12 protein-coding genes are annotated in these 16,764 nt (G+C 43.2%); 2 read left to right on the top strand and 10 right to left on the bottom strand.

Features of this window, described 5'->3' with window-relative positions:
* Positions 1 to 23: 23 nt before the first annotated feature.
* The 5 genes from QL919_RS08320 to QL919_RS08300 form a co-directional block, all read right to left on the bottom strand.
* Complete coding sequence (locus tag QL919_RS08320) at positions 24 to 1,751, bottom strand: EAL domain-containing protein (protein ID WP_290189092.1); 1,728 nt, start codon at positions 1,749 to 1,751, stop codon at positions 24 to 26.
* A gap of 77 nt (positions 1,752 to 1,828) precedes the next feature.
* Positions 1,829 to 2,683 (bottom strand): 16S rRNA (uracil(1498)-N(3))-methyltransferase, encoded by an 855-nt coding sequence (locus QL919_RS08315; RefSeq protein ID WP_290189091.1) that lies wholly within the window; start codon positions 2,681 to 2,683, stop codon positions 1,829 to 1,831.
* Positions 2,684 to 2,963: 280 nt separating this feature from the next.
* A complete protein-coding gene (locus QL919_RS08310) occupies positions 2,964 to 3,812 on the bottom strand; it encodes a methylenetetrahydrofolate reductase (RefSeq protein ID WP_290189090.1) in 849 nt (282 codons plus the stop codon).
* Between the two features lie 13 nt (positions 3,813 to 3,825).
* Complete coding sequence (gene ahcY / locus QL919_RS08305) at positions 3,826 to 5,250, bottom strand: adenosylhomocysteinase (protein ID WP_290189089.1); 1,425 nt, start codon at positions 5,248 to 5,250, stop codon at positions 3,826 to 3,828.
* A 369-nt stretch (positions 5,251 to 5,619) separates the two neighbouring features.
* Positions 5,620 to 7,533 carry a TonB-dependent receptor gene (locus QL919_RS08300; RefSeq protein WP_290189088.1) on the bottom strand — a complete coding sequence of 638 codons (1,914 nt, stop codon included), beginning with the start codon at positions 7,531 to 7,533 and terminating at the stop codon, positions 5,620 to 5,622.
* A 432-nt stretch (positions 7,534 to 7,965) separates the two neighbouring features.
* Between QL919_RS08300 and QL919_RS08295 the strand changes: the two genes are divergently transcribed.
* Entirely contained in the window at positions 7,966 to 9,879 is a 1,914-nt protein-coding gene (locus QL919_RS08295; protein ID WP_290189087.1) for a mechanosensitive ion channel family protein, read from the top strand.
* A gap of 50 nt (positions 9,880 to 9,929) precedes the next feature.
* On the opposite strand, the gene QL919_RS08290 is transcribed toward QL919_RS08295, so the two are convergent.
* From QL919_RS08290 to QL919_RS08270, 5 genes are all read right to left on the bottom strand, one after another.
* Positions 9,930 to 10,562 (bottom strand): DNA-3-methyladenine glycosylase 2 family protein, encoded by a 633-nt coding sequence (locus tag QL919_RS08290; protein ID WP_290189086.1) that lies wholly within the window; start codon positions 10,560 to 10,562, stop codon positions 9,930 to 9,932.
* A 142-nt stretch (positions 10,563 to 10,704) separates the two neighbouring features.
* The gene (locus QL919_RS08285; RefSeq protein ID WP_290189085.1) at positions 10,705 to 11,436 is read right to left on the bottom strand and encodes a Smr/MutS family protein; all 732 of its coding nucleotides are present in this window, start codon (positions 11,434 to 11,436) and stop codon (positions 10,705 to 10,707) included.
* 92 nt (positions 11,437 to 11,528) lie between these two features.
* Positions 11,529 to 12,404, bottom strand: a complete 876-nt coding sequence (trpC, locus tag QL919_RS08280; protein WP_290189084.1) for an indole-3-glycerol phosphate synthase TrpC — start codon at positions 12,402 to 12,404, stop codon at positions 11,529 to 11,531.
* Between the two features lie 69 nt (positions 12,405 to 12,473).
* Positions 12,474 to 13,598 carry an anthranilate phosphoribosyltransferase gene (trpD, locus tag QL919_RS08275; RefSeq protein ID WP_290189083.1) on the bottom strand — a complete coding sequence of 375 codons (1,125 nt, stop codon included), beginning with the start codon at positions 13,596 to 13,598 and terminating at the stop codon, positions 12,474 to 12,476.
* Between the two features lie 101 nt (positions 13,599 to 13,699).
* Entirely contained in the window at positions 13,700 to 14,323 is a 624-nt protein-coding gene (locus QL919_RS08270) for an aminodeoxychorismate/anthranilate synthase component II (protein WP_290189082.1), read from the bottom strand.
* Positions 14,324 to 15,218: 895 nt separating this feature from the next.
* Here QL919_RS08270 and glnA point away from each other — a divergent pair.
* On the top strand, positions 15,219 to 16,628 hold the full coding sequence (glnA, locus tag QL919_RS08265) for a type I glutamate--ammonia ligase (protein ID WP_290189081.1): 1,410 nt from the start codon (positions 15,219 to 15,221) through the stop codon (positions 16,626 to 16,628).
* Positions 16,629 to 16,764: the final 136 nt, after the last annotated feature.

Genomic DNA, 16,764 nt, shown 5'->3' with positions numbered 1-16,764 from the left:
AAAAAATCTAAATAAAATAGGGGTCAATTAGGTTTGTTGTCAGGGGCGTATTGTTGAACTAACATCTCAGTGGCGACGTCAGCGGTGACAGGTTTGCCGAACCAATACCCTTGACCATACTGACAGCCCATCGCTAATAATACATCACGCTGTCGCTCAGTCTCGATACCTTCAGCGACCACCTGCATATTTAAGGCCACAGCTAAGTCTAAAATGGCTTTTACAATGGCATATTGGGTTTGATCAGTGGCAATATTGGAGATAAAGCTTTTATCAACTTTAATGAAATCGAACGGGTATTCTTGCAAGTAGCTCAATGAGGCGTAGCCAGTGCCAAAGTCATCTAAGGCAATGCAAATACCCAGCTCTTTTAAGAGACTCAGTTGTTTTTTGACGTTGTCATGGCGTTGAATCAAAGAGGACTCAGTGACTTCAATATGCAGTTGATGAGCAGAGATATTATACTGAGTCAGCAGGCTACTCACCATGTCAAAAAAGTCAGGATGGCTGAATTCAGCAGCGTCTGCATTGATACAGATATGCTGACAAAACCCTAGTTGTTGCCAAATAGACAGCTGTTCAGCGATTTGAATGGCCATTTGGGAGAACAGCTCAAACGACAGCTTATGAGTGATAATGGCATTAATAAAGTGTACAGGATTGAGTAGCCCACGAATCGGGTGTTGCCAACGTACTAGCGCTTCAAAGCCTGTGATAGCACCACTGACTAAGTCGAATTTTGGTTGATAATAAGGGATGAACTGACCTTTAGTGGAAGTCGCTTCTCTCAGTTCAGCTTCTAACTGCAAGCTACCAGCAGTGGCTTCATCGATGGCCAAGTTATACCAACAGATATCATCGCCACCTTGCTGCTTGACATAATGTAGAGCTTTTTCAGCTTTGGTTAGCAGCTCTGTCAATTCGTTACCATCTTCAGGAAAGTAGCTGACGCCCACAGACATATGACAATAGATATTGGTGTCTTTAGCAGTGTTCTCATCGATAGAAAAAGGACGTTCACACATTTGCATCAGTGTGTCTAGCTGATGACGAACCATATTGGCATCGCTGCATTCAAATAATAAGGCAAAATCATCGCCACCAAAATGTGAAAAGCAACGTAAACAATCGAGTTTAAGGTCTTTGACACGACTGACAAAACTTTTAATTAAGGAGTTAACGCCATCAGGACCTAGCAAGCTAGCAAGGCTACGGTAGCGGTCAATATTTAGGCGCACGATAATGACTTCTTGATAGCTATCTAATAACAAATCACTGGTTTGGCTTAAAAAAACCTTACGATTGGGTAAGCCGGTGAGCTGATCATAGTTCAATAAGTGTGCGACTTGTTTTCTGTCTTTGACCACCGCAGACATGTCTCGAACCATACCGATGTAATAGAGCGTCGTACCCATCTTTATTTCTCGATAGGTGATATAACAGTCTAACATCTCTCCATAACGGTTCGGCATTCTAAAGTCGTTTTCATAAAAACCGCTGCTGTCTAGGTTGCTGGTAATGTCTGCTAACACCGCTCTTTCATCTTCTGATAAAAATTCAGCAGCATATATACCCAGTGGGCGCCCAAGCAAAAATGACTCGCTGTAGCCTATAATCAACTCGTAGCTGGCATTCACCGACAGATAGCGTAAATTGTCATCTAAGATAAAAATAGCATCATCGAATTGCTCACATAATTCGGCCAACAGTTTCTGTTTATCTGCAATTGAAATAGGAGTAAAAGTAGACATAACTGGACTCATCACATCGAAACTAAATGAAAGTTTGGGTAATCATCATTGGATATTTACTATCTAATGATCCAAAGCTAATGCCTCAACGCATGCAGTGTTGCTAAAGCAACCACGGGTGCCGTTTCAGTACGTAGAACCCTTGAGCCAATTTGCCAAGGTGTAAAACCAACGCTAGCTGCCTGCTCGCACTCATCATCACTGAGCCCGCCCTCAGGGCCAATCAAGAGCTCGATATAGGGTGACTGTTTTCTTAGTACTAATGGTAAAGACTCAGGACTAGCAGGCTGGTCCGGCGCTGGCACGCTCAATTGCAAGCGCAGGTCAGCCGGCTGCTTCAGCACTTGATAATAAGCATCTTGGCTAAGCTTAGATATAAGAGGGCTGACCGCCAGTTGTTGGTCACTATCTGCCACCTGATGCAACCAATCATTGATAGACAAAGGCGCCATAATAAGTGGCGGGCGATTGAGGCCACACTGCTCACAAGCAGCGATGGCAACTTGCTGCCACTGTGCCAGTTTTTTCTCCACTTGGGCAGGTTTTAAGTTGACTTCACCATGATGGCTGCTCAGTAGCTGAATGGCAGTCACGCCAAGCTCAGTAGATTTTTGAATGGCATAATCCATTCGTTCACCGCGACTCATGACCAGACCGATTTGACTGATAATCGGGGCGGTGCGTTCATCGCTGACATGGGCAAGTAGGGTGACGGCTGCGTGTTTTTTTCCAACAGTCTGTAACTGTACTTGATACTCACCGCCAAAACCGTCGAATAAGACTCCCTTGTCACCGATAGTAGCGCGTAATACACGGCACCAGTGATGAACAATACTTTCAGTTAACTCGATGTTGGCACCAATAGGAAAGGTGCTGAGTTTAGGGTAGGCGGTGTCCGTACTATTGCTACTGGCATAAAAAAAACGTCGCACAGTCGTTTAATCCTTTGTTTGAATAGTAATCTTTCTCAATATCTTAGCAGAATATTAGTTAAGTAGGGAGAGGGATTAACAGTGGTGTATTAGATAGTTGGTTTAGAAATGCTAAATCAAACCGTTTTTTTAAGTAGTGGTATTAATTGATACGATAGTATCGATGTTATGGTGTTGGTTGAGTGTATAGGCTCATAGTGCCACACAATAAATAATAGCAACAATAAAAAACTGGCGCTCCTAAGAACGCCAGTCATTCAGCAATACATTCGATAAAAGTTTAAGCGGTGAGTCCCAACGCTTCGACCAAACGCTTGTTTGGCTCAACCTTATTCATGCTATAAAAATGCATGGCAGGTACGCCCTCGGCAATCAAGCGCTCACATAAACGATAGACCACATCAAAGCCGAACTCGCGAATAGCGGTGCGGTCATCGCCAAAATCTGCCAAGCGCTTACGCACATAGCGAGGAATATCAGCACCACAGCTATCGGCAAAGCGTACGAGATTGCTAGAGTTGGTAATCGGCATAATGCCTGCGACTAACGGCTGCGCTACTGTATCGATACCGCGCTTCTCTAACGTATCACGCAGATATAAATAACTATCCGCGTTATAGAAAAACTGGGTAATTGATGCATCGGCACCAGCCTGATATTTATTGACTAAGTTGTCAACATCAAACTCAAAGCTACGCGCTTGTGGATGCATCTCAGGGTAGGCTGCGACCTCGATACGAAAATGATCACCTGAATATTCACGGATAAACTTCACCAAGTCTAACGCAAACGGTAGCTCACCCATACCTACTTGACCGGATGGTAAGTCACCACGCAGGGCGACCAAACGCTGGATGCCTAAGCCTTTATAAAGATCGAGCAGTTCGGCGATTTGACTTTTATCATCACCGATACAAGACATATGCGGCGCAATATCAGTCTCACCGCGCGCGCACAAAGCTTGAACGATATCCAAAGTGCGGCTACGGGTTGAACCGCCCGCACCGTAAGTTACCGAAAAATAAGCTGGTAATAACTTATTAAGCTCATCGTAAGTGCTGAGAAGCTTTTCGTGACCTTGCTCGGTCTTTGCAGGAAAGAACTCAAAGGAGAAAGCAGGCTTACTCACAGTCAGGCTCCTTTTAGTATTTATAAGCGTCAGGCTTGAATGGACCTTCAACTGGCACACCCAAATACTCAGCTTGCTTTTGGGTCAGCTTGGTTAGCGTACCGTTAAAGCCTGCAACCATCGCAGCGGCCACTTCTTCGTCTAACTTCTTAGGCAATACTTTTACGTATAGGTTGTCAGTACGTTGGTCAGCTGGCAAGTCAGCGAATTTTTCTTCGAACAGATACATTTGAGCCAATACTTGGTTGGCAAATGAGCCGTCCATCACGCGTGATGGGTGACCAGTTGCGTTACCTAGGTTTACTAGGCGACCTTCAGCAAGCAAGATCAGATAATCGTTTTCATCGTCTGAGCGGAAGATTTGATGCACTTGTGGCTTGATCTCAACCCAGCGCCAGTTATCACGCATAAACTGAGTGTCGATTTCGGTGTCAAAGTGACCGATGTTACATACCACAGCACCAGGCTTAAGGGCTGCTAGCATATGTCTATCACAAACATGGTAATTACCAGTAGTCGTGACGATCATGTCAGTGTCTTCAAGCAAACGCTTGTTGATACTGGCTGCGCCGCCCGTGTTGTCACCGTCGATGTATGGTGATAATACTTCAAAGCCGTCCATACATGCCTGCATCGCACAGATAGGGTCAACTTCTGAAACACGTACGATCATGCCTTCTTGGCGTAAGCTTTGCGTAGAGCCTTTACCTACATCGCCATAACCGATAACTAAGGCACGGCGACCAGCAAGGAACATGTCAGTGGCACGTTTGATGGCGTCATTTAAGCTATGACGGCAACCGTATTTGTTATCGTTTTTAGACTTGGTAACCGCGTCATTGACGTTGATTGCTGGTACTTTTAGCGTGCCTTTATTAAGCATTTCAACCAAGCGATGGACACCTGTAGTAGTTTCTTCAGAGATACCATGAATACTATCAAGCATTTGGGCATAATCATTGTGAATCAATGCGGTTAAATCGCCGCCATCATCCAAGATTAAGTTTGCATCCCAAAGCTGACCTGATTCTTCTCCGTCAACGTGGATTTGTTGACGCAAGCACCACTCGTACTCTTCTTCGGTTTCGCCTTTCCAAGCATAAACAGAGATACCAGCAGCAGCAATCGCCGCAGCAGCATGGTCTTGGGTTGAGAAGATATTACATGACGTCCAGCGTACTTCAGCACCTAGCGCGACGAGCGTCTCAATAAGGACCGCAGTTTGGATGGTCATGTGGATACAGCCAGCGATTTTCGCGCCTTTAAGCGGTTGGTCGGCTTCGTAGCGACGACGCAAACCCATTAGGGCAGGCATTTCGGCTTCAGCAAGAGTGATTTCACGGCGACCGTAATCAGCAAGGCTGATGTCGGCGACTTTATAGTCGGTGAAAGAGGGATCGATCGTATGGGCAGATGGGGTGTTAGACACTGCGTCCATAATATGCTCCTATCAGTGGTAAATGATTGATAAAAAGAATAAAAACGCAGGTGCCGTTGTTTGCGCTGTCAAATGCTCAGATAAAATAATGAGCGCATAACAGTTACCGAGCCTAACATAGGATGGGATTGGCATAATAATAAAGCTTAAATGCGCAAGTCCATTCTTATGGTGCAACACCTCTCGGAGGGTCATTATTGTAATAGATGAGGCCTCAAATGTCACCTATTGTCACTTATTTACTGATATAAATAATAGCTGGTAACATCGCATAAGGTAACGGGATAGTTTTGACCATAAAAAAAGGCCATCGATTGATGACCTTAATTTATTTTGATAACGATAGGATTTTTATACTGTTAGACAGGCTTAGAACCAGTTATAGGTTAAAGACGTGAAGAAGTTAGTGCCGTCGGTGTTATAACCAGGGGCTGTTACATATTTTTCATTAGTTATATTATTCAATCTTGCAGTCATTGATAAGTTATCTGTGAGTTGGTAGTTTCCACTAATATTAAACAGGCCATAGCTTTCAACGAGTTGTGAATCAGCATTAGAAATACTGTAATAGTAATCATCTACATATTGATACTCAGCGCGAAGATCTAGGCTTGGCAGACGGTAACCTAAATAAATTAAACCTTTGTGCTCAGGGCGTACAGGTAAAAAATTACCATTGTAGTCATCTGCTCTATTACTATAATCGCTATCATCCTTAGCTGATTGATAATCATAGCTACCACCAAATAAGTAATTGTTCAATATCCAGTCTGAAGTTAAAGATATACCTTTAATTTTAGCTTCATTTATATTAACAGTCTGATAGGTAGGTGCAGGAGAGACGATCAAATCATCAACTTTATTTTGATAGCCCGTTAGACGCGTAGATTGCAAAACGGTGTCATATTCAATAAAAGCTTCATAGTTATCACTAGTTTCAGATTTTAAATCAGGATCACCACCAAAACCAGGGTATAAATCATTAAAAGTAGGAACGCGGAAGCCTTTAGCGTAATTAGCACCAACACGAAGATTAGAGTTGATATGGTACGCACCACCTAAATTGTAAGTCGTTTGGTCACCATATTCTGAATAATCATCAAAACGTATATTAGCCTGAGCATCAAACTTATTATTAGCCAGTAAATAGCCCAAAAAGGCACTTTTTACATCCCGATCATCAAGGTTATAACCAGGGGATTTAGTGTCTAGACCTTGATTGAGGTACTCTAGACCATAGATACCTTGACCAACAGGTAGTTTATGCTGGCCTACTAAACTGATTTGATCTTGTTCAGTGTCATAACGACTGTTATATGCTGGCGTATCCACTTTATCAATAGAATGACCATATTGTAGTCTTACCGAAGAGCCTGGCATATAGCGCCAATCAATAAAAGCTTGAGCGGCACCATTTTCTTGATCAGAATATACGTCTTTATTAAGACCATAATCAAACTCAGTGTTTGATTTGCTATATAAGGCACTAGCGCCTACAAGTAGTTGCTCATTAATGCGCTGCGTTAGCGCCAAACTAATATTGTCGCTTTCAAAACTGTCATCATCTTTATACGTAGATGTTGAAGGTAACGTTGCGTCTATACCATCAGTTTCAGTATGACTGGCGGATAAACTCAGTGTTGTGCCACTCTCATTGGCTAATTGTGCACTTGCGCCATACAGATACTCATCATTGGAGCCCACACCTGCTGTCATCGAAAAGTTGCTACGTTTAACGTTTGCGCCTTTAGTAAATACCTGAATGACACCGCCCATAGCATCAGCGCCATAAATACTAGAGCCTGAGGCTCCGTACAGAATTTCGATGCGATCGATTTGATCAGCGGGTAGTAGGCTTAATGTTGCACCACCAGCACTGATTGAGCTATAACGTATACCATCGATAAGCACCAAAATTTGCTTATTATCATAACCGCGCATATAAAAATTAGAGGTGGTGCCAGGGCCTCCGTTAGTATAATGACTGATTCCTGGCTGGCGTTTTATCACTTCAAAGGCACTTTGCCCTTGATAACGCTTGAGCGCTTCGCTATCAACAACGCGAGTTTGAGCAATCACATTGCTGGTCTTAGTCGGTGTACGTGTCGCGGTTACCACAATTTTATCAAGCTCGACCTGTGGCAGCTTATTATTATCAGTGACAGTATCTAGGTCAGAGCTGACAGGTGTGACAGCCATTGCTGTATTTATAGAAAGTAAGCCCAATACGCTTAAAATACTACAACGTAGATAAGTAGATGAAGAAGAGCGTGATAATAACATAATGATTTCCAGAGTTACGAAAGCAAAGATTGAGAAAGAAGTGTTACAAAAAGTAGTGGACAGCTTATACAGCGCTTATTATCTATAAAAACGGTTACTTTATAAACCGTTTTAACCTAATGTTTCCTCATGGTAAGCTGAATGTCTTTCAGGATTGGCGATAAATGATGTACTTATCCATATTAATTGCCTTGTTATCCGTTATTTAGTAGCAGCATTTATCATTGATATTTATATTTTGCTGGTAATCTCCCAGCCACGGTAATTAACTACAAAAACGTGCAATCAAAAGCACTGCTGTGATAAATAATTGTTATCATAGGACAGATTTCATGTGTCATTCGTTATACCCTTCATCAAGCTAAGAGGTTTGTTTTGTCTACTAAGCATCAATTGACTACCCACACTGCGTCATCCTCACGATACTTATTCATGAAAGCACCAGTCATAATAATGGTGTTTATATTTGCAGTTATAGTGAGTGTGTTATCGTCCAATGGCGCTTCGGCTGCTGAAGCAGGCGCCCTAGGTGTCGGCAATGGTAATAGCGAAGAGTCTGTCAATACACCCATACCAGACTCATTTGGACGAGATACTCCCCGTCATACGGTACAAGGGTTTATCAGTGCATTAGGCGAAAATGATTACTTACTGGCAAGTAATTATCTAAACTTGTCGAAGTCTGACAATCCAACCACTGTCGTACGCCAATTCAAACAAGCATTGGATGCAGGTGGTCGGTTTCAACCTGATTTGCAGATTAACAATACACCTGAAGGTAATCTGACCGACCAGTTACCACCGAGCCAAGAGAATGTTGGTGTCATCAATGTCGGTGAAAAAAGCGTCCCACTATTACTCGAAAGAGTGGTATCAAAGCAGGGTGAGCAGTATTGGCAGTTTTCGAGCGATACGCTCAGCTCAGTGCCAGAAGTGATAGAGAACACTGAACCGACCTTGGTTTCTCGTTATACTGTTGACTCATTAGAAGGCAAAAAGCTATTTGGTTATCAAATGGCTGATTTGGTCGCTGCACTCACGATGATTATCAGTAGTTTTGTGCTGACGTACATCATGGTATGGCTACTTTACCATTTATTACGCATCGCATATCCTCGAGTACGCGGCGTCCCGCTACCTTTGCCAAATAAAGTAATTTTACCGCTGTCAGTTGTTATTATGGCATTGATATTGTCTGAGGTCATGGTCTACGCTGGCGTGTCAGTTACGCTGCGAGAGCCTGTCAATCGCTTTACAGATATTGCCTCGTGGTTGGCATTAACGTGGCTATTACTGCGCGTCATCGATGCGATATTCACCCGTGCTGTCAACCTAAGCTATAAGAAAAACTATACAGAACGAGTCTCTATCTTGGGACTATTGCGTAAAGTCGTCAAAGCACTGTTATTAATATTTGCTGTCATTGTTATCTTTGGCAATCTAGGGTTTGATTTGACCACTGGTATTGCTGCGCTGGGTGTGGGTGGTTTGGCATTAGCCCTTGGTGCGCAAAAGACGATTGAGAACCTGGTTGGTAGTGTCGTGGTGGTGGCAGATTCGCCAGTACGAATAGGGGACTACTGTAAGTTTGGTACGTACGAAGGCACCGTTATCGATATTGGTATTCGCTCATCACGCGTGCGTACCTTGACGCGCACTATCGTCACTGTACCAAACGGTGACTTTTCATCGATGCAAATTGAAAACTTTACCTCGCGTGACATGTTCCGCTTTTTCCATCAGCTATATCTTAAGCGTACCGCTGATATAGATGTGGTCTTTAAGATGGTCAAAGACTTGGATGAGTTTTTAAATGAGCACTACTTAACTAACCAAGAATGGAATCAGGTCAATATTTTAGAGCTGCGCCAAGATTGTTATGTGATTCAATTACAGGCGTATATCAATGCTAATGACGTCATGGAGTTTTATGACAAGCAAAACGTCGTGTTCGTTGATGTACTCAATCAAGTGGCTAAATATAAGGTCGAGCATGCCTTGCCAACGCAGCAGTTGATTGTCAATCAAGCTGAGCTTGAGCATCACATGGAAAACAATGCTCAAGAAAGCAATACGCTTGAGTCGATAGACGATGCTTCAAATAGTAATGATACGGTTAAGAGCACTGTCAATGACAATAGTCCTGATATAAACGATGGTGTGGATTTAAATAAAGAAAATGATAGCACTAACGGGCATGAGTCGGATGATGAGCAAGAGACAACAGCAGGTAGTAAAAAAGAACCTAAAATAAAAGCGTTAAGAGAGAAAGGTCGCGCCCTAAAGAAAAATAAATTTAAGCACTCAAGAAGGAAGTTCGGATTTTCTATTTGGAACCAGCCTTAAAAAAAGCGTTTTAGCAGGCAATATTAACTTATTTAGAGTGGTTTATTAACTTACAGGGGCACTGCGGTTTTATTGCGTAATAAACCGTAGTATGACCATAGTAGTAAGCCTGCAGCACTACGATGCGGTGCCCAACTGTTGGTGAGCGTTTTCAATCGTTTCGGCGTTGGACGTTCTGTTAAAGCTAATAGTTCCATCGCGGCCACTTTAATCGCCAAATCATCGACCGCTAGCACATCAGCTCGCTTTAAAGAAAACAGCAAATACATCTCCGCTGTCCAGCGGCCAATACCAGTCACCGCGGTAAGCACTTGTATCACCTCCTCATCTGCCATGGTTTCTAGCGCAGCAAAATCTATATCATGCGCTACCAATGAGTGGACATAACGGATTTTTTGTTTAGACAGTCCTTGTGCTCGTAAGGTTTCGTCCGTTGCTTCACTAATGGCTTGTGAGTTGGTCAAGTCTGCATCCACCAATCGTTGCCAAATACTGGTTGCCGCCGCCACTGATAGCTGCTGTCCGACCATAGCCCTCATTAATTGCTTAAACCCACCTGCATTGTGCCTAAGGCTGGGCACGCCAACTTGCTCATAAATAGGCACGAATCTTGGTTCGATAGCCATCAATGCAGTGATGTGTTCTTCTAGCTGTTGAGGGTTTTCGATCGTTTGTATGGTCATGATAGGTTCGCTTAAATAAAAATGTGCATGGAAATATAGTGGGTCTCTACGGCATCGTATCAAAGGAAAGTAGAGTTTATCGTTATAAAAAAGGACTGCCAGTAGCAGTCCTTTTATTTTGATACTGAGCGAAACCTAAATGCTACTCGCCGTCATTTTTAGGTTTTTTGAGCAAGACCAATACTGCGCCATTGCCACCATCCTTTGGCGGAGCAGAGCAGAATGCCAATACTTCAGGCAATTGACGTAGCCAACCATTAACACACGTTTTTAGAATGGCTTCGCTGCCTTTACCATGGACGATTTTTACCATGGTTTCATTTTTTTCTTTGGCTTGACTCAATAGCTGTGTCATGGCCACGCGTGCTTCTTCTATGGTGCAGCCATGAATGTCTACCGCGTCATACCAACGTAACTTACCTTTTTTAAGCTGATCAAAAATCTTGTTTTGCAAAGTTGGCTGCTTATAAGACAAATAGGCTTCAGCAGCGACAGGATTGAGTAGTGCTTGCATATCTGACAAGCCTGCCCCCAAATCACTGGCTTCACTACCTTGCGCCGCTGCACGTTTGGATAAAGTTGCTGCGTCAAGTTTGCCAGATTTTGTCGCACTGGCAGGCGAGCGAACGTTTTTATCTTCTAGCTGACTGACGCCATGCATCGCTTGCATAAACAGCACTTTATCATCATCGATATGTTGACTGTCTAACTGCTTGACTGTTTTTTTGACCTGCTTTTGAGTAGGCAGTGCAACAGGCTCAGTTGGCTTTTGATTTTCGCCTTCAGGCGAGTTGGTATCACGACCTTTGCTCAGTTGGCCTTTTAGCTCTTTGAGCTGATCTTGCATTTCTTTTGAAAATAGAGAGTTTGACATAAAAGTTAACGTATCGTTGGTTGATGAATGAGTGATTTATTTGTTAGCCGTTTACAAGCTATATAATCTTGAATGAAGCTATTTGAGTTACTTTACTCGTCTGCTGCCACGCCCGCAAGTAAGGATTGTAACGCTTGGCCTGGGTGATCAGTTTTCATAAACTGCTCACCGATTAAAAAGTGCTGAATATCATTGTCTAACATCAAACGGATATCATCGCTGCTATGAATACCGCTTTCGGTAACGATAAGTGGTTTTTGTGCTGTGCTATCGGCGTCAGCAGCCAATGCCTCGATTAAAATATTTTTTAAATCGAGCGTGGTTTGTAGATCAACATCGAACGTATTTAAATCACGATTGTTGATGCCGTAGATATTATGCGCTGAACGAGGCAGTTCTAGTGCGCGTTCAAGCTCAGCTTTGGTATGTACTTCAATCAATACATCCATGCCCAGCTCGATACTCAGCGCATGTAACTCTTGTGCTTGAGTGTCATCAAGGCATGCCATGATTAATAATATGCAGTCAGCACCCATGAGATAAGATTGATATATTTGATAGACATCAATCATAAAGTCTTTGCGTAGTACAGGCAGGCTAGAGGTATTGGCAGCTTGGATGAGGTAGGTATCATCACCTTGAAAGTAATCACGATCGGTGAGCACGGATAAACAGCTGGCACCCGCTTGCTCATATTGCTGGGCAAATAAGGCTGGTGTAAAGTTGTGATTGATGATGCCTTTAGATGGCGACGCTTTTTTAATTTCAGCGATGATGCCGATACCGTTTTCTTTATTACTGGCAGCTCGCAGGGCGGCTGCAAAGCCACGGCGTGATTTATTATCTGCAGCTACTTTTGCTTTTAACGCATCAAGAGGTAGCGCCTCACGAGCCGCTTTTACCTCGACTTGTTTGGTGGCAACAATGCGCTGTAATACTGAAGGGATGTCTGTATTGGTCATGCTCATATCCAGTTATCATTAAAGGTAAATAGGCAGCAGTGGCTGATTAAATTTGATTAGCAATTGGTTTGATATCTATGATGCATTGGCCGCCAGCTTCTGCGTATATTTGGCTAAAGATTCAAGCTTAGTCAAAGCATCGCCATTTTGAATGACCTTCTGTGCTCGGCTGACCCCATTAGGGTAGTTGCTGGCAAGCCCTGCTGTATAAATGGCTGCTCCAGCATTGAGTGCAATCATATCACGTGCTTTCAGAACCGCACGGTCATTGGTATCTTCACCTGATAAAGCGGCGCGTATCAGCTCAAGACTTTGCTGTGGAGAGTCTACATCGAGGCCGATGAGCGTTTGTGATTCAATACCCGCATCTTCTGGCATCATCTCATACACAGATATCTCACCATCTTTTAGTTCTGCAACAGTCGTAGACGTAGCAAGGCTAATCTCATCTAAGCCATCTTTTGCACCCACGACCATGACGTGACGTGCGCCCAAGTTTTTCATCACTTTGGCGATAGGCTCACACAGTTGGGCAGTAAAAACACCAATCACCAAATTGGGGGTGCCAGCCGGGTTGGTTAATGGCCCTAAAATATTAAAAATTGTCCGTGCTTTTAGTTCACGGCGGACTGGATTGGCATAACGCATGGCACTGTGGTGATTGGGTGCAAATAAGAATCCAACGCCTTCATTTTCGATACAGTCTTTGGCTTGTTCAGGGGTGAGCGTTAGACTGATACCCGCTTGTTCAAGCAAGTCGGAGCTACCAGATTTAGTCGAGACACCTCGGTTGCCGTGTTTGGCAACCTGCGCACCGGCAGCTGCCACCACAAAGGCTGAGGCAGTAGAGACGTTGAATAAGTTGGCACCATCGCCACCTGTGCCAACGATGTCGACCATATAGTCACAACCTTTAGGTTCGATGTTAGCAGCTAATGCTCGCATGGCGCTAGCGGAGGCGGTAATCTCATCGATAGATTCGCCCTTCATACGCAGACCAGTCAAAATAGCGCCCATTATGGCATCGCTACATCTGCCCTGCATAATAATCAGCATGACTCGATACATCTCATCAAAGGTTAAATCAATGTGTTGAAAGATTCTAGCCAAGGCTGTCGTCAATAATTTATGCGTGTCTTCGTCAGACAGTTGAGCAATATTATCTGGAGTGAGGTTTTCCTCTGTTTTTGTCATGCTCATTGTATTCTCGCTTAATATTTTTATAGAGTGGTTTTAAAGTGGTTAAATTTTTTATTATTCGTCTTCATATTATTATCAATCAGCTTTTCAGTCGTCCATCATTAGCCAACTTGTGGTAACTCATCTGAGTGCAATACTGCCAAATTGTGAGTTTGTAAGAAGTTATTAAGAAGCTGATAACCTGCTTCGCTTAAAATAGACTCAGGATGGAACTGTACCCCTTCGATGGCAAATGTATCATGACGTATGCCCATAATCTCTTCAATGCTACCGTCACTATTTTGTGTCCATGCAGTCATCTTTAAACAAGCGGGTAGACTGGTTTTATCGATGACAAGGGAATGGTAGCGCGTCGCTTGTGAGGGGCTAGGTAGATCTGCAAATATGCCTTCGTTATTGTGGTAAATATCTGATAAGCGCCCATGCATCACTTCACCTGCTTTGACGACCTGACCACCGAATGCCTGGCCAATCGCCTGATGCCCTAGGCAAATGCCCAATATAGGTATGACGCCTTTAAAGGTATCTATTACCTCTAGCGAAATACCTGCACGGTCTGGGTCACAGGGACCTGGGCCAATAATAATGGCATCAGGAGCTAATGTTTTTATCTGCTCAATCGTGGCCTGATCATTACGCCAGACGGTGATGTTCTGCTGCAATTCACCGAAGTACTGTACAATATTGTATGTAAAACTGTCGTAGTTATCGATCATCAAAATCATTAGGTTTTCAACTCATTGATTTGGCTATATTTATAGTGACAAGAATGATTGTGCGGTTGTTATTTTCTTAGTATTCACGTCTTAACTATTTTGACAGCGTTTAGTGCTGTCGTTAGACGGCATTATCTTACCACTATTTTACTGTCTATCAAACGTGGGCTATTGAACAGGCATAAGGTGAGTGAGTAAACCTATAAATAGGTACATTATAAAAATAGCGTATTGAGGGCTGCATTCATGCAACTTTTTATGTAGAAAGTTAGATAAGGCCACTGGTTGTGGTGCACGATGAAGCGCCGTTCAGACGCTGCATGCACCATAACAGCACAATGCCTTTTAGTAATATGGTTGAATGCGCACCCATATGGTGCATATTGGCTTTAAATATTTGCGATTGATGATAATTTGGGCAGTCACTGTTTTGTTAGCCATCTGCATATAGCAGTCATGAAACCTCATATTATCTGCTGTACAAGGCTTATAGCCACACTATTAGGTTTTTTTAGTATGCTCCATTAAAATCGATATAATAACTTGGCATAGCAGTTGCAATATTATTAATATCAAGGACTGTCAATATCAAAGTCTGCCGGACTGTCTAATACAAGATGTCAGCCTGAAAATAATTATCGTTAAGCGTCTGAAGAGTTCAGCATTGTCAGCGATATATTGCTAAAATAGCAGCAGAATTGATTGGGTGTACGAAATTTTATATTTCACATCAGCGAAATACTCTGATAAATGCTATTGATGGTGCTGATAATAAGCATAATATTGAACACGCTATTTAGCTTCAGATACCTAGCTAATATGTTTGAAACTTATATTCCTAAAAAGCAACGTATACCACTCACTTTAAATCACAAAAAACCAATCAACACAACGGAGACTATTCATGTCGAATAAACTACTGGATCTTATCAAATCATCTAATGCCAAATGGGTTGATTTTCGCTTTACCGATACCCGTGGTAAAGAGCAGCACATCAGCTTTCCAGCGCATAGCGTTGACGAAGAAGTGATGGAAGATGGCAAGATGTTCGATGGCTCATCCATTGCTGGCTGGAAAGGCATCGAAGCCTCAGACATGATTTTACGCCCTGACCCAGAAACTGCTTTTATCGACCCGTTCTTTGATTCGGTGACTGTGGTGGTAACTTGTGACATCATTGAGCCAACGACCTTGCAAGGCTACGACCGCGACCCACGTTCTATCGCCCGCCGTGCTGAAGAGTATTTAAAATCAACGGGTATCGGTGATACTGCTTACTTCGGTCCTGAGCCTGAGTTTTTTGTATTCGACGAAGTGAAATGGTCGATTGAGATGTCAGGTGTCAGCCACAAGATTGTCGCTGAAGAAGCGGCATGGTCGACCAATAATGACTATGACTGGGGCAACATGGGACACCGTCCACGTGTGAAAGGTGCTTATTTCCCAGTACCACCAATCGATAGCTCACAAGACATGCGTTCTGTCATGTGTGAGCGTCTAGAAGAAATCATCGGCGAAGGCTGTGTTGAAGTGCATCACCATGAAGTCGCGCCTTGTCAGTCAGAGATTGGTGTTGCGTTCAACACCCTAGTACGTAAAGCGGATGAAGTGCAGCAGTTGAAATATGTGGTTCATAACGTTGCGCATCAGTTTGGCAAAACAGCCACCTTTATGCCAAAGCCTGTGGTTGGTGATAACGGTTCAGGTATGCACGTGCATATGTCTATCTCAAAAGACGGCGTAAACACTTTCTCTGGTGATGAGTATGCTGGTCTGTCTGAGACAGCGCTATATTTCATCGGCGGTATCATCAAGCACGCCCGTGCCTTGAATGCCATTACCAACCCATCGACCAACAGCTATAAGCGTCTGGTGCCGCATTATGAAGCGCCGATTAAGCTTGCTTACTCAGCCTCTAACCGCTCAGCCTCTATTCGTATTCCACACGTTAGCAGCCCAAAAGCGGTACGTGTAGAAGCACGTTTCCCAGATCCTGCAGCTAACCCGTACTTAACCTTTGCTGCGCTATTGATGGCTGGCCTTGATGGCATCCAAAACAAAATGCATCCAGGTGAAGCGGCTGATAAGAACTTGTATGACTTACCACCAGAAGAAGAAGCACAAATCCCAACGGTTGCAGAGAACTTAGAAGTGGCACTACAAGCATTACGTGATGATCATGAGTTCTTATTAAAAGGTGATGTGTTCACCGAAGAGATGCTTGAAGCATTCATTGCTCTAAAAGAAGAAGAAGTACAACGTGTCAATGTCACTGTACACCCAGTTGAATTTGACCTGTACTACAGCTGCTAATCATTAATTAGCACGTGTAAGGATTTTAATAAAAAAAACCAGCTAAGGAGAACTTAGCTGGTTTTTTTTGCATAAAACAACATGGATGCAAAAGGTATGAATTTGTAGAAAATCACTACTGTTTTCATATGAAAAG

It is taken from the genome of Psychrobacter sp. APC 3426 (assembly GCF_030408035.1).
In the GTDB taxonomy this organism is placed as follows: domain Bacteria; phylum Pseudomonadota; class Gammaproteobacteria; order Pseudomonadales; family Moraxellaceae; genus Psychrobacter.
The sequence above is the reverse complement of the archived record's forward strand: the minus strand, read 5'-3'. Positions and strand labels throughout refer to the sequence as shown.